General features: G+C 48.2%; 20 protein-coding genes and 5 tRNA genes. 20 read left to right on the top strand and 5 right to left on the bottom strand.

All coding sequences use genetic code 11. The annotated features are described in order from the left end of the window. The first annotated feature begins 37 nt into the window (after positions 1-37). The 6 genes from thiD (at position 38) to B9Y93_RS10175 (ending at position 8,167) form a co-directional block, all read left to right on the top strand. The gene (gene thiD / locus B9Y93_RS10200; RefSeq protein ID WP_085494302.1) at positions 38-871 is read left to right on the top strand and encodes a bifunctional hydroxymethylpyrimidine kinase/phosphomethylpyrimidine kinase; all 834 of its coding nucleotides are present in this window, start codon (positions 38-40) and stop codon (positions 869-871) included. Positions 872-960: 89 nt separating this feature from the next. Next, positions 961-2,340, top strand: coding sequence for a Na+/H+ antiporter NhaC (nhaC, locus tag B9Y93_RS10195; RefSeq protein ID WP_085494301.1), 1,380 nt, complete (start codon positions 961-963; stop codon positions 2,338-2,340). A 210-nt stretch (positions 2,341-2,550) separates the two neighbouring features. Then, complete coding sequence (locus B9Y93_RS10190; RefSeq protein WP_085494300.1) at positions 2,551-2,865, top strand: YerC/YecD family TrpR-related protein; 315 nt, start codon at positions 2,551-2,553, stop codon at positions 2,863-2,865. Positions 2,866-3,003: 138 nt separating this feature from the next. Continuing rightward, positions 3,004-3,186, top strand: coding sequence for a response regulator (locus tag B9Y93_RS10185; RefSeq protein WP_176228889.1), 183 nt, complete (start codon positions 3,004-3,006; stop codon positions 3,184-3,186). A 115-nt stretch (positions 3,187-3,301) separates the two neighbouring features. After that, entirely contained in the window at positions 3,302-3,586 is a 285-nt protein-coding gene (locus B9Y93_RS10180) for a hypothetical protein (RefSeq protein ID WP_085494298.1), read from the top strand. 189 nt (positions 3,587-3,775) lie between these two features. Continuing rightward, positions 3,776-8,167: a collagen binding domain-containing protein gene (locus B9Y93_RS10175; RefSeq protein ID WP_176228888.1), complete on the top strand. Its 4,392-nt coding sequence runs from the start codon at positions 3,776-3,778 to the stop codon at positions 8,165-8,167. A gap of 40 nt (positions 8,168-8,207) precedes the next feature. Here B9Y93_RS10175 and B9Y93_RS10170 read toward each other — a convergent pair whose 3' ends face one another. Next, complete coding sequence (locus tag B9Y93_RS10170) at positions 8,208-11,177, bottom strand: M60 family metallopeptidase (protein ID WP_085494296.1); 2,970 nt, start codon at positions 11,175-11,177, stop codon at positions 8,208-8,210. 503 nt (positions 11,178-11,680) lie between these two features. Here B9Y93_RS10170 and B9Y93_RS10165 point away from each other — a divergent pair. Together B9Y93_RS10165 and B9Y93_RS10160 are read left to right on the top strand one after the other, a co-directional pair. Next, entirely contained in the window at positions 11,681-13,927 is a 2,247-nt protein-coding gene (locus B9Y93_RS10165; protein WP_085494295.1) for a Tex family protein, read from the top strand. 181 nt (positions 13,928-14,108) lie between these two features. Continuing rightward, positions 14,109-14,417 carry a hypothetical protein gene (locus B9Y93_RS10160; RefSeq protein ID WP_085494294.1) on the top strand — a complete coding sequence of 103 codons (309 nt, stop codon included), beginning with the start codon at positions 14,109-14,111 and terminating at the stop codon, positions 14,415-14,417. A gap of 361 nt (positions 14,418-14,778) precedes the next feature. Here B9Y93_RS10160 and cmpA read toward each other — a convergent pair whose 3' ends face one another. After that, positions 14,779-14,898, bottom strand: a complete 120-nt coding sequence (gene cmpA / locus B9Y93_RS10155; RefSeq protein WP_085494293.1) for a cortex morphogenetic protein CmpA — start codon at positions 14,896-14,898, stop codon at positions 14,779-14,781. Positions 14,899-15,154: 256 nt separating this feature from the next. Beyond that, positions 15,155-15,511, bottom strand: coding sequence for a hydrolase/acyltransferase (locus tag B9Y93_RS10150; RefSeq protein WP_085494292.1), 357 nt, complete (start codon positions 15,509-15,511; stop codon positions 15,155-15,157). Positions 15,512-15,633: 122 nt separating this feature from the next. Between B9Y93_RS10150 and B9Y93_RS10145 the strand changes: the two genes are divergently transcribed. From B9Y93_RS10145 to map, 9 genes are all read left to right on the top strand, one after another. Beyond that, entirely contained in the window at positions 15,634-16,137 is a 504-nt protein-coding gene (locus tag B9Y93_RS10145) for a SprT family protein (protein WP_085494291.1), read from the top strand. 213 nt (positions 16,138-16,350) lie between these two features. Further along, positions 16,351-17,172, top strand: coding sequence for a uroporphyrinogen-III synthase (locus B9Y93_RS10140; protein ID WP_085494290.1), 822 nt, complete (start codon positions 16,351-16,353; stop codon positions 17,170-17,172). A gap of 171 nt (positions 17,173-17,343) precedes the next feature. Beyond that, positions 17,344-17,419 (top strand) — tRNA-Asn (locus B9Y93_RS10135). A gap of 4 nt (positions 17,420-17,423) precedes the next feature. Beyond that, positions 17,424-17,512, top strand: a tRNA-Ser gene (locus B9Y93_RS10130). A gap of 273 nt (positions 17,513-17,785) precedes the next feature. Next, positions 17,786-19,174: a magnesium transporter gene (gene mgtE / locus B9Y93_RS10125; RefSeq protein WP_085494289.1), complete on the top strand. Its 1,389-nt coding sequence runs from the start codon at positions 17,786-17,788 to the stop codon at positions 19,172-19,174. Positions 19,175-19,355: 181 nt separating this feature from the next. Then, positions 19,356-19,430 (top strand) — tRNA-Glu (locus B9Y93_RS10120). Between the two features lie 57 nt (positions 19,431-19,487). Beyond that, positions 19,488-19,563, top strand: a tRNA-Lys gene (locus B9Y93_RS10115). A 44-nt stretch (positions 19,564-19,607) separates the two neighbouring features. After that, positions 19,608-19,693, top strand: a tRNA-Leu gene (locus B9Y93_RS10110). 151 nt (positions 19,694-19,844) lie between these two features. Beyond that, positions 19,845-20,600, top strand: a complete 756-nt coding sequence (gene map / locus B9Y93_RS10105; RefSeq protein ID WP_085494288.1) for a type I methionyl aminopeptidase — start codon at positions 19,845-19,847, stop codon at positions 20,598-20,600. Positions 20,601-20,796: 196 nt separating this feature from the next. Here the strand turns inward: map and B9Y93_RS10100 are convergent, their stop codons facing one another. Continuing rightward, a complete protein-coding gene (locus B9Y93_RS10100; RefSeq protein WP_085494287.1) occupies positions 20,797-22,146 on the bottom strand; it encodes an aminotransferase-like domain-containing protein in 1,350 nt (449 codons plus the stop codon). Positions 22,147-22,258: 112 nt separating this feature from the next. Here B9Y93_RS10100 and B9Y93_RS10095 point away from each other — a divergent pair, with 112 nt between their 5' ends. Continuing rightward, on the top strand, positions 22,259-23,215 hold the full coding sequence (locus B9Y93_RS10095; protein WP_085494286.1) for a DMT family transporter: 957 nt from the start codon (positions 22,259-22,261) through the stop codon (positions 23,213-23,215). 176 nt (positions 23,216-23,391) lie between these two features. Here the strand turns inward: B9Y93_RS10095 and B9Y93_RS10090 are convergent, their stop codons facing one another. Continuing rightward, positions 23,392-23,955, bottom strand: coding sequence for a GbsR/MarR family transcriptional regulator (locus B9Y93_RS10090; RefSeq protein WP_085494285.1), 564 nt, complete (start codon positions 23,953-23,955; stop codon positions 23,392-23,394). 264 nt (positions 23,956-24,219) lie between these two features. Here B9Y93_RS10090 and B9Y93_RS10085 point away from each other — a divergent pair, with 264 nt between their 5' ends. Both B9Y93_RS10085 and B9Y93_RS10080 read left to right on the top strand, forming a co-directional pair. Beyond that, positions 24,220-25,500 (top strand): quaternary amine ABC transporter ATP-binding protein, encoded by a 1,281-nt coding sequence (locus B9Y93_RS10085; protein ID WP_085494284.1) that lies wholly within the window; start codon positions 24,220-24,222, stop codon positions 25,498-25,500. After that, the gene (locus tag B9Y93_RS10080) at positions 25,497-26,333 is read left to right on the top strand and encodes an ABC transporter permease (protein ID WP_085494283.1); all 837 of its coding nucleotides are present in this window, start codon (positions 25,497-25,499) and stop codon (positions 26,331-26,333) included. The genes B9Y93_RS10085 and B9Y93_RS10080 overlap by 4 nt, the downstream gene beginning before the upstream one ends. Positions 26,334-26,351 lie beyond the last annotated feature (18 nt).

Raw genomic sequence — 26,351 nt, 5'->3', positions numbered from 1 at the left:
TTACGCATTCCTCTATGCACATAAGGAGCGCTTGATCATGTCTAACAACATTAAAAAAGTAATGACTGTTGCTGGATCAGACTCCAGCGGTGGCGCAGGTCTTCAAGCTGATCTCAAGACATTTGAAGAGTACGGTACCTATGGTTTAACAGCTATTACGTCCATCGTAACCATGGATCCTGATCACCACTGGCATCATGCCGTGCAGCCGATTGATCCTGAATTGGTACACAAGCAGATGAAGACGATCTTGGCTGGTGGAGCGCTTGATGCCATGAAGACAGGCATGCTAGGCTCGGTAGAGATCATTAAGCTTCTTCGCTCGATAATTGATGAGCATGCCATTCAGAATGTTGTTATTGATCCCGTCATGGTATGCAAAGGCGAAGACGAGGTTGTGCAGCCAGAGAACGGACAAGCGATTCGTGAGCTGTTGCTTGAGAAAGCGACGATCGTAACCCCTAATCTGTTTGAAGCAGGTCAGCTTGCAGGAACAGGCAAGATAACGACCTTGGATCAAATGAAGGAAGCCGCACATAAAATTGTCGAACTTGGGGCAAAACACGTTGTAGTAAAAGGCGGCAAGGCGCTTCACGGTCCAAAAGCGATCGATTTGCTGTATGATGGTAAAGAGTTTGTGTTGTATGAAGCGGACAAAATGGAAACGAATCATAATCACGGCGCAGGTTGTACGTTTGCCGCAGCGATCGCCGCAGGATTAGCAAAAGGGAACACGGTTAAAGATGCGGTGGCCATGGCGAAGCAATTTACTACCGAGGCCATTAAGCAGGGATTTGCCTTTAATCAGTATGTAGGTCCGGTTTGGCACGGTGCATACAATAAGGCTGAACAGCGCATGGTAAAGCCATGAAGCACCATGTTGGTTGTCCAATCTAACAGACTGACTTTGATCTATACTCCCTTGCCCTAGATGGTCACTACATGAGAGGAGTTCAGCTTATGAATAGAGAGGTGACGCTAAAAGAAAGTTTGTTTCTTTTAGTCGTATTATTAGCGATTATAGGAGCTTCCATTGTCGGCCTTGGCATGGACCCGCAAGTTCCAATTCTAGTTTCTATCGGCATTGTCATCATTTTTGCAAAAATCAAGGGTTCTTCTTGGGATCAAGTTCATAAGGGCATCACAGCCGGTATTACGCCTGGGCTTATCCCAATCCTAATCTTTATGCTTATCGGTGCGCTCGTCAGTGTTTGGATTGCTGCAGGCACCATTCCGACCATTATGGTCTATGGGTTCAGTATTTTATCCGCGAAGTACTTTTTACCTTCCGTATTTCTTATTTGTGCAGTTGTCGGAATCACCGTAGGAAGCTCTTTTACAACGATATCCACTGTCGGCATTGCTTTCTTTGGCATGGGGCAGATGATGGGCTACGACCCGGCAATCACCACGGGTGCCATTGTCTCCGGTGCATTTCTAGGCAACAATATTTCTCCGTTGTCCGATACGACGAACCTAGCTTCTGCGATCGGAGAGGTTGATTTGTTTGACCATATTCGCTATATGCTGCGCGTCGTTATACCCGCCTTCTTGGTCTCGCTTGCAGCCTTTACGGTAATGGGACGAGCAGGCAGCGCAACAACGGGGGATCAGATTAATGAATTGGTACAAACCTTAAATGCCTCCTTTACGATATCGGTGGTAACGCTTATTCCAGTGCTGGTGTTATTCTTATGCGCTTGGAAGAAGGTTCCCGCTATTCCAACCTTGCTAGCTAGCATTGCCTGTACGATTGGTGTTCTGTACATCTTCCACCCTCATACACAGCTTGCGGAGATCTCCACGCTCATGCAGAACGGATATGTGTCGCAGTCCGGTGTGGAAAGTGTCGATAAGCTTCTGTCACGCGGGGGCATACAGAGCATGATGTGGTCGGTATCCTTAATTCTTCTTGCATTGGCTCTTGGCGGTTTATTAGTAGAGCTGAACATTATCAAAACAATCATTTCAAGAATTACATCTTTTGTTAGTACAAAGGGTAAGGTCATTCTTATGACGGCACTCAGCTCAATGGGAATTAACCTACTGCTTGGTGAGCAATATTTATCCATTATTTTACCGGGTGAAGCGTTCAAGTCTCAGTATGATGCCATGAAGCTTCCTCGTAAGGAAATGACGCGAATTCTCGCTAATGGCGGTGCAGCCTTTAATGCTCTTATTCCTTGGGGCGTCAGCGGAGTATTCATCACAGGGACATTAGGTGTCTCTACGCTTGAATATTTGCCATTTGCAATCTTCTGTATTGCTGCTCCTGTGATTAATATTTTGTATGGATTCGTGGGTAAATCCCGCTCAGCAGCCAAGCCGGCTAAGTCCTAAACATGAACAGATCCTAATGAAGAAACGCTTTCGTCATCTAAATACGTCGTAAGCGTTTCTTCTTGCGTTCTTGTCAAGAGGATAGATTGTGAAGAAAATGGAACTATTTACAGATGAAAAATATGCAATAATATGTTATACCTAATTCAGAAAGTAAAGGGATAAAGATCATATCAGGGAAAAAGTTGTCGTACACAAGGAGGTAGCCCTATGCTAATAGATGAACTGCAAGGGAAGGCTTTGGAAGAATTTATGGAAGGTATTCTTTCATTGGAAACGCTTGAGGAATGTTATGCATTCTTCGACGATTTGTGCACGGTAAATGAAATTAAAACGATGGTACAGCGCTTTCAAGTTGCGAAGATGCTGTATAACCATCATACGTACAGCGAGATTGAAGAGGTGGCCAATGCAAGCACAGCCACGATCTCTCGTGTGAAGCGTTCCTTGAATCATGGCAATCACAGTTATGATATTCTTTTTGAACGGATTAAGCAAAAGCAAGCAGAAAAGCCATCTGAATAATGTTTTTATTCATCATCTTATAGCCTTTCATATAAGAAGGAATCATATGCATGCTTTGGGTATTATCACAAGCGGGTAGTACCCTTTTGTAATTGAAGAATGCCATGCTATCCTACGAAGGCTCTAGATGCGCTACGAATGGACAATATTGATATCGCTTTCTTGAACATTGAAATGCCGCTCATGGATGGAATTCGTCTAGCAGAGCAATTGCTTGAGCTGAAGCCAGATCTTGAGATTGTGTTTGTTACCGTTTATAAGGATCATGCGGACAAGGCATTTGAGATGAATTGGATTATTTGCTTTGTTTGCGTACTTTAGTCATCATCGAGCTAAAACGGTCTCGAAGGATGCGCTGCTTGAACTGCTCTAGTCGGATTACGATACGAAGCCCTCCACAACCCAATTGTATACGGCCGTATACCAGATTCGTAAGATGATCAAACAATCGGGTCTTGATCTCCAGATCAAATACAAGGATGAAGGATACCGTCTGGTATGGAGGCAGGTCAAACTGGATGTGGAAGAATGGGAACAAAGGGTGCATCAGGCTCCGCCTGTCTCAACAATACGTTGGAAGAAGACTTACAGCGAGGAGCTTGATGTGGCGCCAAGTCAAGAGGTTAGCGATTGGTATGGAAGTGGAGAGAGCAGACCGTCTCCATCTAGCGAGAGGATCGGACTCCATCGTTCATTGCGCATGTTGAGCTTCGCGATGTAATCTTCATTAGAAGAAACTGCAGGGTCTCTTTATCAGAGATGAGCAGTTTTTTTGTTTTTTTGTGAAAGTTATTGTGAAAATTCCATGGAAACAGGTCATATTCAGAAATTATTCAGAAGACTCCTGTATATTTTTCTACTGTATGCATGTCAATAGATTCACGCATAGATGAGGAGGAACAGGAGGAATATGAAGGGATTACGAAAAGTCCTAGCGCTTGTCTTGGTGGTGGGATTAATATCCAATCTGTGGATGTTTCCGTCCATGGTGCAAGCAAGTAATCATTCCGTCGATTCATCACTTGAAGCTTTAGAGGAATTACACACATTGACAACTCCACTTGACGAAGAAGCTCAAGAGCAGAAGGATGGAACAGGGATCATTCAAGAAAATATCATTACGAATGTGATCATGAAAGATAAAGAAGGCAATCGGATTGAGGCGATACGCCCTGAACAAGGGTCGCGCGTTCAGATTGACTTTGATTGGAAGCTGCCGATGGGGCACGGTTATACAGAAGGAGCGGAATTTACCTTTCAACTGCCTGAACAATTCCGCTTGGATCGTGTACTTACTGGTGAGCTAGAAGGCGGATATGGTACATATGAGGTATTGCCGAGCGGACAGGTCACCTTTACATTCAGCGATCTCATTAATGATAATGCTGAAGTCGTTGGCCAATTTTTTGTATGGGCCGAATTTGAAAAAGGAAAATTCTCTGGCAGCACCGAGCAGGAAGTCGTTTTTGATTTTAAAGGCGATCAAGTAAAGATTCCGGTTCATTTCAAGCCAGAGGGGAATCAGAACATCAGCAAGACCGGTTCAGCGAACAAGGTGTTTAATCCTGATCGTATTGATTGGAAGATCGATTTTAACCAAGGCGAGCACGAGATTCATGATGCGGTATTCAAGGATCAATTTGTGCCAAAAGAAGGCTTGTCCTTGGATCTATCCTCCGTTCAGGTCATCTTGCTCGATGTTCAGCTTGATGGCTCTGTCGTTGAGCGCGATCCGCTGGTTCTGGATCAGGACTATTCAATCGCAGAGACGGAGAATGGCTTTGCCATTGACATGGGGACGATTACGCATGCGTATCGTGTCGCTTATTCTACCGATATAATGAAGCCTGTTGATACCGCATACTCGAACAAGGCTGAGCTGATTGGCAGCAATGATTCTCCATCTATGGAGACGTCGACGAGCGTCCAAGTCCGCTACAGCAAGCCGCTGAACAAACGAGTAGTCAATTACCATTCTGCTTCTCAAACCGTAACTTGGGCTATTGAATTCAATTACAACGAGCAGCCGTTAGCGCAACAAGACGCTTGGATCAAGGATACCTTCGATACGAACATTCAGCATCTGCTCACGGATTCTTTTGAAGTGTTTGAAATGGAGATTCTAGCGAATGGCCAAGCGAAACGCAAGAGCAATACACCGTTAGTTAAGGGAACTGATTATGAGGTTAGTTCGTCAGCGAACGGTTTCGATCTTGCTTTTCTGTCGGATGTAAATGCCGCTTATGAAATTGTGTATCAAACAAAAGCGGCGGATCGTGTCTTTAACGATGACAAAGTAAGCAATGCCGTAGAGAGCAAGAACAGCGGCAAAATCGAAGTGTCGCAAGGGATTAAGCAAGTCATCTTTGTCAAGCAAGCGGGCAAGGTTGATTTTAGCGAGAAGACCATCGAATGGAAAATCTGGCTGAATGAAGACCAGAAGACGATGCACAATGTCGTTCTGGCCGATCAATTCGCGGATCAAGGACTAACCCTTATTCCAGGTACGCTAAGCGTAAGTGGTCTTGAGGTGAATGCAGATTATACGCTTGAGCCGAATCCTGACTATGGAAGCGGGTTGAAGATCACATTTTTGCATGATGTGACAGACCGTCACGTAATCACATACAAGACAGCATTCAACCCTACTTACTATGACCCTTCGGAGATTAAGGGAATTGTCTATCACAACCATGCGACCTTGCATTGGTTGGAGAATGGCGAGAACAAGTCGATGTCTCAGTCTGCGCAGGCAGAGCTGGACCCTTATACGAAGCATAATGGGAATAAGAAGGGCGCCTACGATGCCAAGACCAAAGAGATCACTTGGACGATTGATATAAACTACAATCTTCATAAGATTCAGCAGGCCGTCGTTAGGGATTACTACACAGGAGTTCAACACTTCGAGCCTTCATCTGTGAAGGTTGAGCATCTGATTCTGACGGGTGATCGCAATGGCGTACAGGTAGGAGAACAAGTTCCTTCCGAGGACTATACGGTTGAGCTCAAGCAAGTGGATGGGAAAGACGGCTTCGAGCTCAAATTCCTGAAGCCTATTGACTCTGCATATCGCATTACGTACAAGACCAGCCTAGAGGGACGGCAGGTCGAGAAGGAATATATGAATAAAGCAACACTGGAGGACCTAACGAATCCTGATCGGGTATTGTTCGAAAAAGGAACGACCGTTTCTCCTAAGCACGGCGGCGAGTTTGTAAGCAAGCACGGTGTGCAAGGAAGTGGGATGGAGTCAGAATTTGCTCAGTGGGAAGTCGCTATCAACTACAGCCAATCCTTTATTCAAGGAGCGGTATATTCTGATACATTATCAGACAACCAGCTTCTGCTTAAGGATTCCATTCGCTTGTACAATACAACAGTTACATCAGCAGGAGATCTTATCAGAGGGGGCCTTGTAGACGAGTCGCAATATACGCTCGACGTACAAGGGAACTCATTCAAGCTGAGCTTCCTTAACGGTATTCAAGAGGCATATATGCTTCGATATCAATCGTTTATCAACGCTGATGATGGTGAGATCATTGCCAATGAAGCAAAGCTTGTTGGGCAATCCACGACGGAGATCGAAGCCGGGGATCACAGCGACTTTGTTGTGAGTCTAGCTGGAGCAGGCGGTGGCGCTGCTAAGGGCAAGGGAAACATTAAGGTGCTGAAGGTGGATGGAGATACTGAAGTACCGCTTGCTGGCGCGGTGTTTGGGTTGTATGACAAGACGGGCAGCACGCTGCTTGAGAAGGCTGTTACGAATGAGCAAGGCGAAGCAGAATTTAAGAGCTATCGATATAACAGCTATCTCTTAAAAGAGCTGGCTGCGCCAGAAGGCTACTTGATGAGCAGTGAGTATGAAGCAGGAAAGCTGATTGCGTTCAAGTCCGATACAGAAGCCTTTAAGATCGCGAATCAAAAGGGGAACTGGGACTTTGAGTTAACGAAGTTCGATAACGGCAGTCCTGCAAAGACGCTGGCAGGGGCTATTTTCAAGCTTCAATTCGAGCTGAACGGCAAGTATCTGGACGTTGAAGGCAAGACAGCGCTAGAGACTAATGCGGAGGGCAAGATTTACTTGTCTGACTTGGAAGCAGGAAGCTATCAATTGCTTGAGGTGCAAGCTCCGAAAGGATACAAGCTGGATGCATCTCCGATTCCATTCACCATTGAGGAGAAGCAAACTTCCGTGAAGTCGGCTACCGTAACAAATGAAGTGTATGAAGCCGATGTGGAGTTGAAGAAGATTGATGCAGAGCTTGGGACTCCGTTAGCAGGTGCGCTGTTCGAGCTGAGAGATCAAGAAAGCCGCGTAATTGAGCGTGACTTAGTGACAGATGAAGCAGGAGTTCTTCGGTTGGAGCAGCTCCCAGCAGGCATCTATCAGCTGGTTGAGGTTGTCGCGCCAGAGGGCTATGTTCTCAAGCAAGAGCCGCTCTTGTTCGAAGTCGTAGATGATCGCAAGCTGGAGTTCACTTTTGAAAATGAACTGCTGCTTGGCTCTGTCAAGCTAACCAAGGTGGAGTTGAGTCGTCCATCCATTACGCTCTCTGGAGCAAGCTTTAGGATTCTAGATGCGAACAAAGAGCCGTTGAAGGATAAAGATGGCCGTGATATTTTTGGAGTGACGAACCAAGACGGCGAGCTCGTGATAGACCATCTGAAGCCAGCCCTCTATTATCTAGAGGAAGCTGCGGCTCCTATCGGCTATTTGAAATCGGACATCTTAACGCCATTTGAGATCATTGGCGGTGAGCAAACGGAAGTATTGGTAGAGAATGCCCGCATTCCTAAGCCACCGGTAGATCCGGGCACACCGACCGATCCGGGCACGCCGACTGATCCGGGCACGCCGACTGATCCGGGCACGCCGACTGATCCGGGCACGCCGACTGATCCGGGCACGCCGACTGATCCAGGCACGCCGACTGATCCGGGCACACCGACCGATCCGGGCACGCCGACTGATCCGGGCACGCCGACTGATCCAGGCACGCCGACTGATCCGGGTACGCCGACCGATCCGAGTACTCCAACTGATCCAGATACATCTACCGAGATCGGTGCCGAGACGGATGTTGATGGAATAAATGAGAATGTCGACGGTTCGACAAATACCGATTCATCAGTGGATTCTGTGCCTCCAGCGGTTGATTCATCCTCAGAAGGTGCAAAGCTTCCTCAGACGGGAGAAAAGAGCATGCTGCCACTGCAATTGGCAGGTGTGGGCTTGATGGTATTAAGTATGATGATGTTTGCGCTTAGAAAGAAACAGCTGAATAACCGTAACTAAAGAAAGGCCGCCTGCTGGATAAGTAGGCGGCTTCTTCATGTTACAGCTTCGGAATGTTCAAATAGGCAATGTTATGGAGCAGCAGCTCTGCAAATTCCTTATGGATGCGTGAAGGAGTTTTTGCTTCAATAGTATCTTCCAACGATTTCCAAACCGCTTGCTTCGCTTCCCCTTCGCTTGCTGCTTGAATTTTCTGGATTAATACAATCAGTTGATCAGCTGTAGCTTGGTCTTTGATCGCCTTTGTGTTAGCTCCCTTATGGATTAGATCATCGAGACTTGCAAGATCAAGACGGATATGAAGTGTAAAGGTCGCTGTTTCCTTCTGCCCCTTTTTATCTGTGGCAGTTAAGAATACACGATGCTCGCCAGGCGCAAGTGACAGCTCGATCGGATCCAGGACGATCGATTGCCCTTCGATTGCATGCTTAACGTTTGTCTGGTCAACGTTCACGCTCATGGATGTGACCTCACCGTGAAGCTGGAACGGGATCTTCACCGTCTCATGCTGATAATTGCGAGTTGTTTCGGGTCCTGTAAGGAGAGACGTCTCTTTTAGGGTCCATAGCTCCTGCTCAGGCTTAGGCAGATTCAGCGCCAGAACCTTGTTCTTTGCTTCTGAGCTGTATGTAAGCCCCCATTTGTCAAAAAATTCGAGCAGGTTATGTCCGCTCATCTCGGATGCTTTTACGACAAACAGATCAAGTTCCTGACTGTCGTTCTTCGGAAGCTCTGCTGCAGGGATGTCTCGAACGCTGGTAAAGATCTTGGAGTACAGCTCCCAGCCATACGCTAGCTGCAATTGGCGGAACATGACCAAGCGGCTCCATACATCAATTTGATCGCTGTTGAAGTTCTTGCCTTCATTAGGCTTGCTTACATATTTGAAGGCTTGATCGTATACCGTTGTCCCATCTGAGCGAGTAAGCAGCAAGCGCGAGGAATTATGGAAGTAGTCCTGCGCCCGCAATGAGAAGAGATTTACAGTTGCTTCCGTAATGGCTCCCCATGTCCAAGGGCTTTGCTGATATTCATGGCCGGTCTCATGCCACCAGCCCCAGCCTGCCAGCGTCTTGATGCCCTCAACGGTTACCGCATCCTTGGCAGAGGATTGGCTGAAGAACATGATCGGATAGCCGGCATGCATGAAGCCTGCGCTTATCTGGTTGTCACCTACATATCGGAATGGCAGGTTTACGCTCTTATGAGGTTCTGGCTGATCTGGCGAGACGCCAACCAAGTCGTCGAATTCGCCAAACATCTCATCCCACAGCTTCAATACCTCATCAGGATTGTCGAGATGGCGAATATACTCAGAGGGCACCGTTAAGATGACGCGGTCTGATTGAAGTTCAGCCCATGGCGCTGAGTTATGGCGAATCGTCTTTTTCCAGTCGTTTTTATTCGTTTTGCCCATTACATAATACGGAGCGGAATAGCCTCCATTGATGGTAATATTGGCCTTCTTGCCAGGAGTAGACTTTGTCGGGATGAGATAGACAAGGCCGCCGTAAGGGCTCGTAACCGTATTTTTGCCAGGAGTCAAGGGGACTCTCTTGGTGACGACAGGCGCGCGCAGCCATTTGTCCATCGAAAGCCCGCTTAAGTTATCGGTGTGAGCGCCGATCTGCACATCAAGATCGGTTGTTCCTGTAGGCACCTCGATGGTGATGGATTCTCCTGGGTTCGCATACAAGCCCGTGCTGATCCAATTATCAGGCGTATAGAGCTGTCGCAAGGAATTGAACTTGGAGAATTCAAAGTCGACTTCGATTGTCTTGTTGGCACTGACAGCAGAGCCAGCAGGTACAGAGCCCGGGAACTCGTCAGCAAATGGCGATTTAGTGCCGGCCGGGTCCTTTAAGATACGTTCAAGCAGAAGCGGGAGCAGAGCAGCACTGTATGGCTTCGATTGTGCAGAGAACGGCAGCGTCACTTCAGCAAGCTTCTCTGAATCCGCAATGACTTGTGCATACAGCGGTGCTTCTGGCGTCAATGAGCCCAAGGAAGCAACTAAGGTGGAGGTGAGGATCGCAAGCTTATCCTGACTTGTTGAATGGCTGAGTCCGATATCCGCATCTTCGATAGGCTTCGTACCGGCTTCCACCGCTTTGGCTTCACTTAGAACGTGATCAAGGCCATAGCGAGCGGATTCCTCGGTTGTGAGGAACTTAGCTGTGCCATCCCACTTGGTTGCCTGATTGTTCATGAGGGAGATGCCAAGCTGATTTAACAGCTCTTGAAGGGGATAGTCGCTGCTTAGGAAGGCGTGATCCTTGCCATTGTCGTGAGAAACGTAAGGGAACTGTTCAAGCACCCATCCCTTCAGAGCAACGGCTAGCCGTCCGCCTTGTCTCACATAATCAAGCAGCAAAGGCACGTCTTCTTTTGTTACATAGGCATAATCAATATGGGCGACTGGGTACTTGGCAGGATCAAGAAGCGGCTTGCCGTCACTTCCCTTGTCTGACCAATGGTTAACCTTGGTTACTTCGATAGGGACATCAGCTCGTGCTCCGAAGTCTGAGCTCTTCGTCAAAATAGAGATGGTCCCCTCCCCTTTCAGGGCTTGTTCGTAGCTCATAGGCAGATCCTCCGTCAACCAGAGTAATGTATTGCGTGCTACACGCGCATGGCTGTTAGGTGCATCCGCATCCTTAAAATTAAAATACACCTCTCCGCCGATAGCGGTAACACGACCGGCGCCATAGCGCCCTGCTGCCATCAGTGAAGTGGATTTCCCATCCGCGCTTACGGCAAAGGCCTGCGCTCCAATAGGGGCAACGCCGCCGTTATAGGAGGCGCCATCGAGTGGAATGCCTGCAAGCTCCTTGCTGAATACGGAGAGATCATGCTCTAAGGCGGTAGCCGTGGAGGAAGTGTCGCCGTATGTCATATTCGTTACAGATGCTGCAGTTTCATTGCTGGAGGCTGCAAGAACGGGCTGCAGCATGGAGAATACGAGCGTCATCGAGAGGATCGTGGTGACCAGAGTTTGCTTTTTACTCATGGACAAATACACTCCTTCATGGAATCAGGTATAAGAAGCTGCGTATTTTGAAGAGACATTAGCTGTAATGGAAGTATGTGACGGTGGAGCGGCAGTTGTGTAGATAAGGGACGATAGCGTGTCAAGGATGCGGGATGAATTCATAGCTGCAAAAAAGGCTGGATCATAACAGGCGAAAACGAGGTCATGGTGAAGGTTGAAGAAAATGTGTTCGATAACATCATGAATTGGATGCTATTGGCTCAGGTTGAGCAGAGGCCGCTGCGTCTCTATCCCCCTTTCCATTCGAAAGTCATTTGTGTGCGTTATAGTGGTTGTGTTGTATATCATATTGTATAGAAGGATGAAAGCGTTGACAAGAACTTCCTTTCTGTTCCGTTTCAAAATCATACTTAAGGTCAGGTTTGTAGGTCATCTGACTTAGGGGAGTGGAAATGCTTTCATTTTTTTGCGACAATAGATAGGTAATAATGATAGAAAAGGCATGGAAAGGAAGTTCAAACATGACTGTACATGACGAAATGTTAGAACTGTCAGCGCTGGATGTCATCTTAGAGGAGATGACGTCGAAGCAGCAGGAGTCGCTGCTCCGCCAGTTGGCACAGGAGCTTGCACTTGGCAAAGGCCAGGTCCAGAAGACAATCGAACTGCTGGATGAAGGCAATACGATTCCTTTCATTGCGCGTTATCGGAAGGAAATGACAGGAGAGCTTGATGAGAATCAGCTTCGAGCTATTGAAGAGAGATTAAAATATTTGCGCGGACTGGAAGAACGCAAGGCAGAGGTGCTGCGTTTAATAGCCGAGCAGGGCAAGCTGACGGAATCGCTTAAGAATACAGTCGTACAAGCGGTGAAGCTGCAGGAGGTAGAAGACTTATACCGCCCTTATCGACAGAAGCGCAAGACCCGTGCCAGTGTTGCGAAGGAGCGGGGACTAGAACCGCTCGCAAGCTGGATGCTGACGGAGCCTAAAGAGGTGAAGCCAGCAGACGAAGCGCTGAAATACGTGGATGCAGAGAAAGGTGTCGAAACCATTGAACAGGCCCTACAGGGGGCGATGGATATTATTGCGGAGATGATCGGCGACGATCCGGCTGTCCGCCAATGGATACGGCAATATACATATGATCAGGGAACGATTCGCACGGAAGCGAAGAACCCTGAAGCGGAATCGGTCTATGAAATGTATTATAACTATCAAGAGCCTGTGAAGCGGCTGCCGTCCCATCGTATTCTCGCCATTAACCGCGGGGAGCGTGAAGAGATGCTGAAGGTCTCGCTTGAGGTCCAGCTTGAACGCATTTTGGCTTATATCGAGCGAAAATGGATCAAGGGAGCCTCTCAGGTGAAGGAGCTTCTGCAAGTGGTGGCTGAAGATGCGTACAAGCGTCTCATTGCTCCATCTATCGAACGAGATGTGCGCAATGAACTGACCGAGAAGGCGGAGGAACAGGCCATTCAGGTGTTCTCCAGCAACTTGAAGAGTCTGCTGCTCCAGCCGCCGGTGAAGGGCAAGCATGTCTTGGGCGTTGATCCAGCCTTTCGTACCGGCTGCAAGCTGGCAGTGGTGGATGATACCGGCAAGCTGCTTGAGGTGGCGGTGACATACCCGACGCCTCCAAATAACAAGGTGGCAGAGGCGGAGAAGACCTTTGACCGCTTGGCGAATACTTATCAATTTGAATTGATTGTTATCGGCAATGGCACCGCATCGCGGGAAACCGAACAGTTTGTAGCGGATTGGATCGCGAAGCGATCAGACAAAGCAAAAGAAAAGCTGCAATACGTGATTGTGAATGAGGCGGGGGCGAGTGTATATTCGGCTTCCAAGCTGGCGCAAGAGGAATTCCCGAATCTTGATGTAGCAGAGCGGAGCGCGGCTTCTATTGCCCGCCGACTGCAAGATCCGCTCGCTGAGCTGGTAAAGATTGAGCCAAAGGCGATTGGCGTAGGCCAATATCAGCATGATGTGACACCTAAGCGCTTAGAAGAGAGTCTTGGAGCTGTGGTTGAATCTGCGGTCAACCATGTTGGGGTGGATGTCAACACAGCCTCTCCTTCTCTGCTTGCTTATGTGTCAGGCATTAACGCGACACTTGCCAAAAATATTGTGAAGTATCGCGAAGAGAACGGCAAGTTCACGAAGCGAAATCTTCTGCAGAAGGTGCCTCGTCTCGGACCGAAGGCATATGAGCAGTCCATTGGGTTTCTCCGCATTACAGACGGAGGCAATCTTCTCGACAGCACGCCGATTCACCCTGAGTCCTACAAGGTGGTGGAGAAGCTGCTGGACACGCTGGGCCTGACGCAGAACTCGATTGGCACGAGGGAGCTGAAGGACAAGCTGCAGGCTCTGGATATCGAAGGGGCGGCTGAATTGCTTGAGGTCGGTGTGCCTACGTTAAGAGATATTATCGACAGCTTGCTTCGTCCTGGGCGTGATCCCCGTGAAGAGCTGCCTCCGGTAATCTTTAGAACGGATGTCTTGCAAATTGAGGATCTGAAGCCTGGCATGGAGCTTAAGGGAACCGTTCGCAATGTAATTGACTTTGGTGCCTTTGTAGATATCGGCATTAAAAATGATGGCCTTGTGCACATTTCCCAGCTAAGCGACAAATTCGTCAAGCATCCGCTTGATGTGGTGGCAGTCGGCGACAATGTAACGGTATGGGTCATGAATGTAGACACCAAAAAAGGGCGTGTCGGCTTAACGATGAAGCAGCCGAATGAAGCTTCTGAAGCTCGCTAAGCTCTAAGAAATTGTGGTCTGCTGCGTGAATGAAACAATGGGCTAACAGGCTGCGCCAAATGGCGCAGCCTGTTTTTATGTGTACGGAACTAGGCGCTCGCCCTGCCCGCAACAGCATGGATATCATACTGTAATACAAATGGGCAAAAATCCCTTGAGTCATAAGAAAGGGGGAGTGTGAATGCCGAAAAGAAGATCGGATCGTTCCAAACGTTCGCGCCGCAAGAGCACAGCCAGCAGCAACAAAGAGAAAAGCAGCCAAAATCAAAACTCGCTTGCGCAAACGGAAGGCATACAGTCTGATGATTTGGAAATCATCGCGGCTTTCTTGGCAGTAGCAGCTGACGTGTTTGCGCTTCTTTCTTTATTGAAGGCTCGGGAGGAAAGTGAGGAGGGAGAAGGGGAGGAAGATGACGGATTGGCGCTTCCTCTGGTCATATCCAGTACTCGGGGAAGGCCAAGAAGAAGGGTGCGGAAGAGACCCAGATAAGTCAATTCTGGGTTTATTTTGTTATGTAATGATAGCGATAAAACATTAGGGTATACAAGACGATCGTTATCATGAATATGCTTGTTGAAGCCAGCTTCCTCAACAGTAAGCCTCGTTCGATGTTTATCTTAGGATGTTGAGTATGAATAGAGCCTTAAGTCAAAAGGCCGAAGCAGGCCGTATGCACAGCTTGTCCCTTTATTAGAGTGCAGAATCCCGGGATATCACGAAGGATTCTCGGGACCATGGTTGTTCATTTCGGTTCCTTTTGCAGCCGGCATATGCAAGTTCGCGATGCACGATATTACCGCTTCAGCGCAACCGAAAGTAGGCGATTGCTTGACGTAACCGCTTCTTGCATTTAACTGCGCGTTTGTGGATTCGAACGGTAAAAAAACCAGCACTCATTCAGCAGCTTGATCTGACGACGATCCTTTTTTTGAAAAGCCCTCATTAATTGATTACTCAACCATTGCGGCATAGGATAGCCTCCCTTGTGGAAGTTATCTGTGGGGAGCATGACACTACTTCATTTCCCGTTGTACGGCTATCTTATGGGCAATCGTGCAAATTGGTGCAGGTCCATCTCAGATGGATATGAAGGATGGCGAAGAACATAAATAAAAACCCGGCCCACTAAACGCGTGAGTCGGGTTAACGGCTAATATGTTCCGTACGTCGGTGCTCATCCCAAAGGAGAAGGATAAAGCAATTTAGCTGAAAAGAGGTGAAGAAGGCTAGGACAGCAATGCCTCTTCTTCATACCATTGCTCAAGCTGTGCTTCCAGTGCTCGAATTTCGGTAAGAAGCGAGATCAACGGATACTCTTTCTCCTGAATGGCAGCAAAGCTCTTCTCCAACTGATTCAAGTAAGCGATGCCGCTCACGATCTGATCTTCCTCGCGGAGCAGCTCAAGCTGGTCGCATTCGGCTACAGCGACTGGAAGCTTCGGCACATTAGCAGCTGTCAGCTTGCTGATTTCTTTATTCAATCGCAGATTGAGCGCGCTTAATTGATACGCATAATCTGCTGGCATCTCGACAAATTCCAGCCTGGATTCCTGTTGGAACACGAGGTAGCGCATCTTCGGCATGGTTCTCTCTCCTTCATCGGTCATCATTTTCTCTTGACAGTGTAAAGGACTTCAAGTACAAATTCAAGTAGATTGCATGGTTTTCATAAGGAGACGCGGCAGGTCCGGAAAGGGAGAGGAGAATGGAAGCTGAATTAACCAATACGTATTTGCAGCAATGGATTGAGCAGGTGTCATTGCGTGATTTTGGCACTCCATTTCGTCATCAGGCACGCTGGAACCATCGGTTGTCCTCCACTGGCGGACGATACTTGCTCAAGTCTCATGATATTGAGATCAATCCGAAGCAGTATGTTCAAAATGGGGCGGAAGAGGTAGAGCGCATTATTAAGCATGAGCTGTGCCATTACCATCTTCATCTGGCAAAGCGAGGTTACAAGCATCAAGATGCTGATTTCAAGGCATTGCTGGCCAGAGTTGGCGGATCTAGATACTGCAAAAGCTTGCCTGCTATCAGCAAGCCGCGTACGGAGCCATACCGATATCGGCTGCGCTGTCACAGTTGTGGACAGCAGTATCTTCGAAAGCGTAAAGTAGATATTAGGAAATATGTGTGCGGGAAATGCCGCGGCAAGTTAAGATTGGAACTCCTGCCGTCAGAGACACAACCTGAAGGCACATCTTGAAAACAGCTGGACTTATCGTAATGGATGTATTCTTTGTATCTATATCGAATGATCAAATGTATAGCCGATGCGGATGCAAGCATGTGACAAGCAGATACCAAGCATGATACCAAGCATGATACCAAACCCTCCAGCTCTACAGACACCTCAAGCAGCTCAGCATGAAGCACTGGCAGGGTTCATGAAAATATTAGAGGAGCAGGAGGCAAATTGATGGCTAAGCTAGAGGGGAAAGTAATTGCGATTACAGGTCCAAGAAAAGCAAAGAAAATGAGCATCCTTATTGAGAAGCAAGGTGGAATTCCGCTGGTCCGTCAGGCGCAGGGCACCATGTTCGAGGGCTTTGAACATCTGGAGTCTGAGGTGGACAAGTTGATTCATCAGCCGCTCGATTGGGCAGTATGGACCACGGGGATGGGGGTAAATAAGCTTGTGGAAGCAGCGGAGCTCAGCGGCAAGAAAGAAGCGCTGCTGGCTAAGCTTGCTGCTGCCAAGCATGCCGCTCGCGGATACAAGACGGTTAATGCGCTGCGCAAGCTTGGGCTCACGCCTGAAGCGCGTGATGATGATGGTTCTACATTAGGGCTTATCCGAGTGCTTCAGGCCCTGAGTATGGATTGGAATGGGCTTCATGTATCGCTTCAGCTTCATGGAGATCCGGCGCCGAAGCTGGTCGGCTTTATGGAGGAAGCGGGTGCAGTGTGCCTTGAATTGATGCCTTATCGGCATATTCCGCCTTCACGTGAGGATCTTCAGGTGCTGCTGGATGAGCTGCTCTCCTCTCGAATTGATGCGGTTGCGCTAACGAGTGCCCCTCAGGCGCGCTTCTTGTTCGAATATGCGAAGGAAGAAGGGCTTGATCACGCACTAAGAGAAGTCTTCCAGAATCGCACCCTAGCGGCAGCTGTGGGCAGAGTTACGGCAGCAGCGCTGTTAGATGAAGGGGTTGAGCGAATCCTAGTGCCAGAAGAAGAGCGAATGGGGGCTTTAATTGTAACGCTAGCCCGCTGGTATGATCAGCAGGCTGAAGCTTAACGCTACATTTGTCCAGCTGTAGCATGGCATTGCAAGACTCGGAGTAGATTAGAGTTGATGCAGCAGGCGGGTGGATCATTGCCGCTTCGCTGCTGCATAGATGCCGCTTTCATAAAAAAGAATATATGCCTTGACATCCAATGTTGTACATGTTACATTAGTTTATGTTATTCCCTGATAGCTCAGTTGGTAGAGCACTCGACTGTTAATCGAGTTGTCACAGGTTCGAGTCCTGTTCGGGGAGCCACTACGGAGAGATACCCAAGAGGCCGAAGGGGGCGCTTTGCTAAAGCGTTAGGGTGTAACAGCCGCGGGGGTTCGAATCCCCCTTTCTCCGCCATTTAACTTTATCTTTTCTCATAATCCCGCAAGGGATTTTTTGTTTTTTATCGGCAGTTTTTTAATGGATGGCTTAGCGTATGAAGAACCACACTATAACGGAGTACAACATGTTGAACATGTCAAGGCGACGGGAATAGTCGTGGTTCTTTTTTCCTCATGAGGTTTAATTCTTCCTATGATAATATAGTTGGTGCAACTTGGATGGAATGCTGAAAAGGCAGGTGTATCTGGAAAAAGAAGGGTAAACAGAAATGGGTAGAAGGTGATCGGAATGACAGAGATGGAAACACGCCGAAAGCGTACTCGGGAGCAGCATTTGAAGGAGCTCTCCTATGAAGTGGAGCGAAAAATTAGACAAGGCGATGCGAATCAGCTGCGAATGCAATTCGAGGATTGGGAACCTTATGACCTTGCCGTTATGTTCAAGGAGCTCAAAGAAGATGTTCGATCGACGTATTTGGAACTGCTTGATATCGAGCCTTTGGCAGATGCCATAAGCGAGCTTGAACCAGAAGCTCAGATCGAAGCTTTGTACATGCTGGGCAAGGTTCGCGCCGCGCAAGTCCTGAACCGAATGGATAATGATGACTTGGCCGATATGATGGCAGAGGTTCCAGACGAGATTCAGGCGTATATGCTCTCCATCATGGAAGCGAAAGAACGAGCAAATGTACAGGAACTCATGACCTATGGCAGCGAGACGGCCGGCGGTATCATGACGAATCGCTACGTTTGGTTCAAGGAAAGCTTTACCGTGCGTGATGCGGTAGAGAAGGTCAAACAGTTTGCAGAGCTTACGAATGATGTTCAGTATTTGTATGTCGTCAACGAAGCGAAGACGCTGATTGGTTTGCTTACGTATCGTGATCTAGTGCTTGCTTCTGAGACAGAGATCGTGACGAATCTCATGCAGGAGAAGGTCATCTCGGTTACAGCAGAGACGGACCAGGAAGAGGTTGCGCATCTGTTTGAAAAGTATGACCTGGTATCGCTTCCTGTTGTGGACGCAAATGGACATCTTATTGGGGTCGTCACATTCGATGACGTACTCGACGTCCTGCGGGAAGAAGCGAACGAGGATATTAATAAGCTTAGCGCGACAGATAAAACGATTGATTTTCGCACGCCAGCCATCGTGGCAGCTAGAAGACGACTACCTTGGCTGATCATGCTCTTATTCTTAGGACTTGTATCAGGCACGATTATGAGCCAGTTTGAGAATACGCTTAGCCAGGTCGTTGCGCTTATCTTCTTTATGCCGATGATCGCCGGGATGACAGGGAATACAGGGACACAATCGCTTGCTGTCGTCATTCGCGGGCTCGGCTCCTATCGCCATCTGGATGGGAAGACGATTGCCAATCTGATGTGGCGCGAGCTTCGTGTTGGTCTTATGATTGGCGTTACCTGCGGCATAAGCATTGCGCTGATCGCAGGCATCTGGCAGGGTAGCTTTCCCTTGGGACTTGTGGTGGGCTTCTCCTTATTCCTAACCATCATTATTGGTACGATGGCTGGAACCGTTATTCCCGTCGTCTTATACAAATTAAAGCTTGACCCAGCGGTTGCTTCGGGGCCTCTAATTACAACGCTTAATGACATATTCTCGTTGACCGTGTACTTTGGAACCGCTACGGTGTTCTTGCAATACTTGCTGTAAAATGCATGAAGTAACGGGGTTCGGGATAAGCTAGAACGGACCTCGTTATGATCGAAAATAAGCCTTATAAGTTGGTTAAGATTTCAAGGCTGTTTTTTAGAAAAAAGGGCTTGTCAACTTCTTTTGCGTTTGCTATACTCTTAATTGTTGCTGACGCAGCGACATTGAAGATTGATTATGTGGCCCGTTGGTCAAGGGGTTAAGACACCTCCCTTTCACGGAGGTAACAGGGGTTCGAATCCCCTACGGGTCACCACTTATGCTTTGTTTCCAACTGAGAGTGTAAGTGTGGCGCTATTAATGCGAACATCATGAGCCATTAGCTCAGTTGGTAGAGCACCTGACTTTTAATCAGGGTGTCGAAGGTTCGAGTCCTTCATGGCTCACCAGTTTTATTCTTAGGAGAGATGCTTGGTCATCTTGTCATAAATGTGCGGTAGTGGTGGAATGGCAGACACGCTATCTTGAGGGGGTAGTGGGCGTATGCCCGTGGAGGTTCGAGTCCTCTCTACCGCACCATAACTCCTTTGAACGTAACAAGTCTTGAACTTCAAGGCTTTTTTTTATTTCTGTGCATGATTTTTCATTCTTTTCGTGTTGAACTAGCGTAATCTGTAGAAGATGAAAGTAGAAGCAGTCAGTTGGCAATCGGATGAGGAGGATTTAGGCAATGATTATTTTGAAGAGCAAAGAGGAAATCTTGAAAATGAAAGCGGCTGGACAGATCCTGGCTCGCTGTCATCAACAAATCAAGAGCATGATCAAGCCCGGCATTACGACGATGGAGATTGACCGCTTCGTAGAGCGTTTCTTGAAGGAAAACGGTGCTACTCCGGAACAAAAGGGATACATGGGGTATCCTTATGCAACTTGTGCCTCTGTAAATGATGTGATATGTCATGGCTTTCCGTCAGACTATGTGCTGAAGGATGGAGATATTGTAACGATTGATATGGTGGTCAATAAGGATGGCTGGCTTGCTGACTCTGCATGGTCCTATGCAGTTGGCGATATCTCAGAAGAAGCAGCGAAGCTGTTGAAAGTAACAGAAGAGTCGCTCATTCGCGGCATTGAACAGGCGGTAGTCGGCAATCGTCTTGGCGATGTTGCTCATGCTATTCAAGGCCATGCTGAAGCAGAAGGCTTCTCGGTGGTTCGCGAGTTCGTCGGTCACGGCATCGGTCAAGATATGCATGAGGATCCGCAGGTGCTTCACTATGGTCCTGCAGGCAAAGGAACTCGCTTGAAGGAAGGCATGGTCATCACGATCGAGCCAATGCTGAACACTGGCGTATGGCAAAGCAAGCGTGATCCAGATGGATGGACAGCGCGTACGAAGGACGGCGGCTTGTCTGCACAATACGAGCATACGCTTGCCATTACTGCAGATGGTCCGATGATCCTGACGCAGCTGGACCCTGCCTAATGGCCATTGTGACGACGTAAATAGCAAATCAGAATGATAAACGGGTATCTGCGGTTGAGGCAGATACCCGTTCTTTTTGTACACTTAAGTTGCGCCTCGATCTTGCGTGTGGCTGATTTGAGCCGGCGTGGTTTGCTCTGCTCTGGCTATATGGCATCTATTGCTTTGTCGCTTGTGCGTTCAATATCCTTCATCTTCAACCTAGCAAACTCGCTTTTATCGCTTCAATTAACCGCTGAATCCCTTCTGGGATATGGGCTATCGGAATATTCGAGACATTAAGCTTGGCTATCTTGCTGCGCGGAAAGCCCTGTAGGTAGTTGCGTTCAAGCATATCGATCTCCACCTTGCGCTTCTTCATTTGCTGAGCGAGCGTATTCATATTTACCCGTCGATCTAGCTCCACATGAGTGTGCATGCAGGAGGTGAGCGGGCTTCTGAGAAGGACGCCCTGCAGCTCTGCCTTCATGAGGCGGACACCATTATTCAAGGCGTGGGAGCGTTCCTCATAAGGCGCTCTGATCCGGCTGCGATGATGATTGAACATGCCGCTGTTGATATATATATCTAATGCCGCCTGCGAGAGGATCGAGCTGTCGATATTCATAAACAGCTTGAACTGCTGAAAGGCAGGAAGCAGAGGCTTGGGCAGTACCGCGATGCCTACTCGCAGTCCAGGGAACAGAATCTTGGAAAAGCTTTTCAAATAAATGACTCGTTCCTTCATATCATAGCTATACATCGGATCGGCCTTGCTGTTGGAATCATAATCGACGAGAAAATCATCCTCTACGAGATACACGTCGTATTGGTCCGCAAGCTTCACAATGGCTTTCTTCTCCTCCGTGGAATAAGAGGTGCCAAGCGGATTATGGAATCTTGGCATCGTATAGAAGCATTTGATCTCTTCCTCACGGAACAGCCGTTCCAGCTCATCCAGATCGATGCCCTGCTCCGTTCGTTCGATGCCGATCGCAGGAATCTCATATTTATTGAGATAATCAATTAAAAGATGATAGCTTGGCTGCTCCACGAGGATGTTCTGCTTGTTGTTCGGAAACGGAATCGACATCAGAATAAAGAGCGCTTCCTGCACGCCTGCTGTCACGACAATTTGCTCGGGGCTCACAAAGACCTGATGATCCTGCAGATGCCTCTCCATCGTCTTAATGAGGGATGGCAGACCGTTTGGCATGCCATAGATGAACAGTTCTTGCTGATAGACATCCAGCGCCTTGCGAATGCACTGATGAAACTCATCATAGGGAAAGGCGTTCCAGTCCGGAGCGGCGGTTGCAAAATCATAGCATTCCGCTGGAGGGGCAGTTGGCAGAAAGCCCTTCTTTAATACATAATGGCCGCTTCGCGGTACGGAATAGATAAGCTGGCGCTGTTCGAGCTCCTGCAGAGCTTGAATGATGGTGCTCTTGCTGCATTGATGCTTGTCAGCCAGCTCCCGAATCGAAGGGAGCCTCTCGCCTTCTTTATAGTGGGAATGCTTGATGGCATCTGCTATTGCATATGATATCTGTCTATATTTCACCACCGTGCGCCTCCTTTCTGTACCGGTACAGATGTCGTTTCCTATCATTGTACCGCTTTCCATCCCCGATTACGATAGATCTACATTCTATTGATGGAAAAGGAGGAATGGAACCATGACGGCTTCCAAGAAAGCATATACTGCAGCTGTTCTGCAGGCGAGCATCATTGGCTTATCTTTTTTGTTTGTAAAGGTGGCTTTGGCAGAGGCAGGCCCATTGGATGTGCTTGCTCATCGCTTTACCCTCTCTTTTCTGGCTATGAGCCTGATGATGTTGATCGGGCACAAGCGGCTTAAGATTACATGGAAGGATATCAAGGCGCTTTTGCCGCTGGCTTTATTGTACCCAGCTGGTTTCTTTGCTTTTCAAGCATTTGGACTGTTCTATACCTCATCTTCAGAGGCTGGCATCATCCAAGCAAGCATCCCAGTTATTACGGTTATCCTTGCCTCGTGGTTTCTAGGCGAGACGACGACGCTGCAGCAGAAGATCGGCATCTTGCTTTCGGCTTCAGGAGTTGCTTTTATGTTCCTGATGAAAGGGGTTAGCCTCTCTCAATCCTCTCTCTTGGGAGGCATATTGATCTTTATATCTGCAATTGCTTCAGCAGGGTACAATGTGCTGGCACGAAAAATCAGCAAGCGGTACTCCTTAATGGAGATGACTTATGTGATGCTCAGCATCGGCTTCGTGGTGTTTAATGTGCTTGCCTTGACTCAGCACGCCTTCAATCACTCGATGGACACATTCTTAGTTCCTTATGGGAAGCCTGCTTATCTGCTTGCCATTGTTTATCTAGGCCTATGCTCTTCCTTGGTCTCCGCGCTGCTCTCCAACTATGCGCTATCCATCTTAAAGGCATCGCAAGTGAGCGTATTCATGCATCTGGCAACGGTTATCACCTTATTCTCAGGCGTCCTGTTCCTGCAGGAAACGCTGTCCGCTTCTGATATTGGGGGTGCCCTGCTCATCTTGCTTGGCGTGTTCGGGACGCAGATACCGTTGTTCAAAAAACGAGAGAGCCATGCACAGTTGAAGCAAGTAAAAAAAGAAGGGGTTGGCATTCGTTAGTGGAGGGCTGACTGCCTAATTTTAAGCTATATGCTTCAATCGAATGCGATTCAATCGTTAGCCAATAAGAAACGCCTATCGTTCTTCCAATGGAAGACAATAGGCGTTTTTTTTGCGCTTAAAGTGCGCATGTATGGATAGGATCATGGGTTAGCTGATATTGTCATTTGGTCCGCTTATGATTCAGGCTGCTTAGGCACCCAATCGAAGATATCGCCTTGTTCCATGCCGTCAATCACACGGTTCAGCCACATATAGTAAGATTCCGCAGAACGCAGCTTTGCGATATCTTTGTCGCAGATGATCTGCAGTGCCTCATCTTCAGGATGTGCTGTCGATAGTGCGGTTAGATCGCGTAAGGAGCGTTGAATATGACTGAGATTCATATCCACGGCTTTGCGCCATTGAATGGAGAAGAAGTCGATGAACGTCTGATGCCAATCCTCTTCCACCTCATACAGATCCTTGCGGGTTCCTCGTTCCCACACCTTATGCACCATTTTCAAATCAATCAATGTACGGACGCCGGTGCTCATGCTTGTCTTGCTCATGCCCATCTCTGTGCCCATCTCATCAAGAGTCATCGGGTGTCCAGAGAAGAACATAATCCCATACAAATGTCCGATGGAAGGCGTTATACCGTACAGATTCATATTTACACCAATGGATTCAATGACACGCTTGCGAGCTTTCTCAATCACGGCTTGCTGTTCAGAGCTTAGCATCTCTAGCTTGTCCATGGCCACTCCTCCTGTCGCATGAATGATGCTCTACTCTAGGTTATATGATCATTCCTTGTATATTCTATCGGAGCCCCTATTCGATGTAAAGGCTGAAGATAGGGAGGAAAAAGGAGGAAATGGGACGATATAGAAGTATCACTTTGTACAGTTTTAACTGAACATAAAATACAAACCGTAACAAGTGTTGAGCTGGAATTAAAAGGAGCTTTACAATAAGAGGGTACTTGATTCGGATCAAAACAAAGGGTGAGGTGAGTAACGTTGTCTATTCTATCGGTTCGGGGCGCAACCAAGATCTTCGGCACACAAGAGAAACAAGCCTTAGAACTGCTTAAGCAAGGGTGGAGCCGTGAGAAGCTTGCGAAGGAAAAGCAGGCTACTGTCGCCGTGAATCAGGTCTCATTTGACGTTCAAGAAGGAGAAATCTTCGTCATTATGGGATTGTCCGGCAGCGGAAAATCCACACTTGTTCGCATGTTCAACCGCTTGATAGAGCCGACTTCTGGAGAAATCTGGATCAAGGGTCAGGATGTTGCGAAGCTAAACAGCAGCAGCCTAAGACAGATGAGACGTCAGTCCATCGGAATGGTATTTCAGAAATTCGCATTATTCCCGCATCGCAGCGTATTGGAGAATGCGGCATATGGCTTAGAAGTACAGGGGGTACGCAAGTCAGAACGAATGGAGAAGGCGATGGAGGCGCTTAGGCTGGTTGGCCTTGAGGGCTGGGAGCAGAAGCGGCCGGATGAGCTGAGCGGCGGAATGCAGCAGCGAGTCGGTCTGGCGCGAGCGCTTGCGAATGACCCGGATATTCTGCTCATGGATGAAGCCTTCAGCGCGCTGGATCCGCTGATTCGTAGAGATATGCAGGACGAACTGCTTGATCTGCAGCAAAAGATGAAGAAGACGATCATTTTTATTACTCATGATCTGGACGAGGCGCTTCGCATTGGGGACCGGATTGCCCTTTTGAAGGATGGGGAGGTCATTCAGCTTGGAACTCCAGAAGAGATGCTGATGAATCCAGCTGATGACTATGTAGAACGCTTCGTTGAAGGCGTAGACCTGTCCAAGGTATTAACGGCCGCCCATATTATGAGAAGACCTGAGACAATATCTGTTGATCGCGGCCCTCGTGTTGCTTTGCAGCTTATGCGTGATATCGGTATTTCCTCGTTGTTCGTCGTGGATCGCAACAAGAAGCTGCTTGGCGTCGTGACAGGGGAGCTTGCTTCAGAGGGAGCGAGAAGGAACCAATCTTTGCAAGAGGTCATGATCACAGATGAGCTTCCGCTTGTTTCCCCAGATGTGGTGATGAATGATCTGTTTGCACTCTCAGGCACAGCGAAGCTGCCGATTGCAGTTGTGAACGCGGATGGACGTCTGCTGGGAGCGATTGTAAGAGGAGCTGTGCTGGGCGCGCTTGCCGGCCACGTTCCAAATGCAGACAATCAAGCTGCTCCTGCATCCGTACAAGCAGAAGGTGCTCATGAAAGCGAGCTTCCTTTAACCATCACAGCAGAGGGGGGTGTTGAACGATGATAGGCAAATCTCCTATTGGTGATTGGGTCGAGAGTGCGGTCAATTTTTTGACGGTTCATGCAGAAGGCTTCTTTGAAGGGCTGTCCACCATTCTTGAAGCAGTCGTCAACAGCTTTACGTGGATGTTTCAATTGGGACCGTTCTGGATGCTTATTGCAATACTTACCATCATTGCCTTTATCGTAGGCAGATGGTCGCTCGCCTTGCTTACGGGTATTGGGCTGCTGATGATTGTGTGGCTTGGCTACTGGGAGGCCACGATCTTAACATTATCTCTCGTATTGACCTCAACGGTCCTATCCATCTTGATCGGGGTGCCGCTAGGCATTCTGTCAGGCACGATTAACGGTGTGTCCAAGGTGCTGCGTCCATTAATGGACTTTATGCAGACGATGCCGGCCTTCGTGTATCTCCTGCCAGCCGTTATCTTATTTGGATTAGGCATTGTACCAGGTATTATCGCATCCGTTATTTTTGCGGTACCGCCTACGATTCGCTTAACGGATCTTGGCATTCGCCAAGTGCCGCAGGACATGACGGAGGCAGCCAATTCCTTTGGCTCCACTCCTTGGCAGCGATTATGGAAGGTGCAGCTACCGATCGCACTTCCGACTTTAATGGCTGGGGTCAATCAGACGATCATGCTGTCCTTGTCGATGGTCGTGATCGCTTCCATGATTGGTGCTCAGGGAGTAGGTACAGAAGTGTACCGGGCAGTTACGCAGCTGAAGATCGGTCAAGGCTTCGAAGCGGGACTTGCTGTTGTATTGTTGGCTATTATATTGGATCGTTTTTCACAGCGGCTTATTAAGTCCAATCATGCAAGACATTAATCGAGGAGAGTGAGAAGT

Origin of the sequence: Paenibacillus aquistagni (genome assembly GCF_900177815.1) — a bacterium.
GTDB lineage: Bacteria > Bacillota > Bacilli > Paenibacillales > Paenibacillaceae > Paenibacillus_B > Paenibacillus_B aquistagni.
The sequence above is the reverse complement of the archived record's forward strand: the minus strand, read 5'-3'. Positions and strand labels throughout refer to the sequence as shown.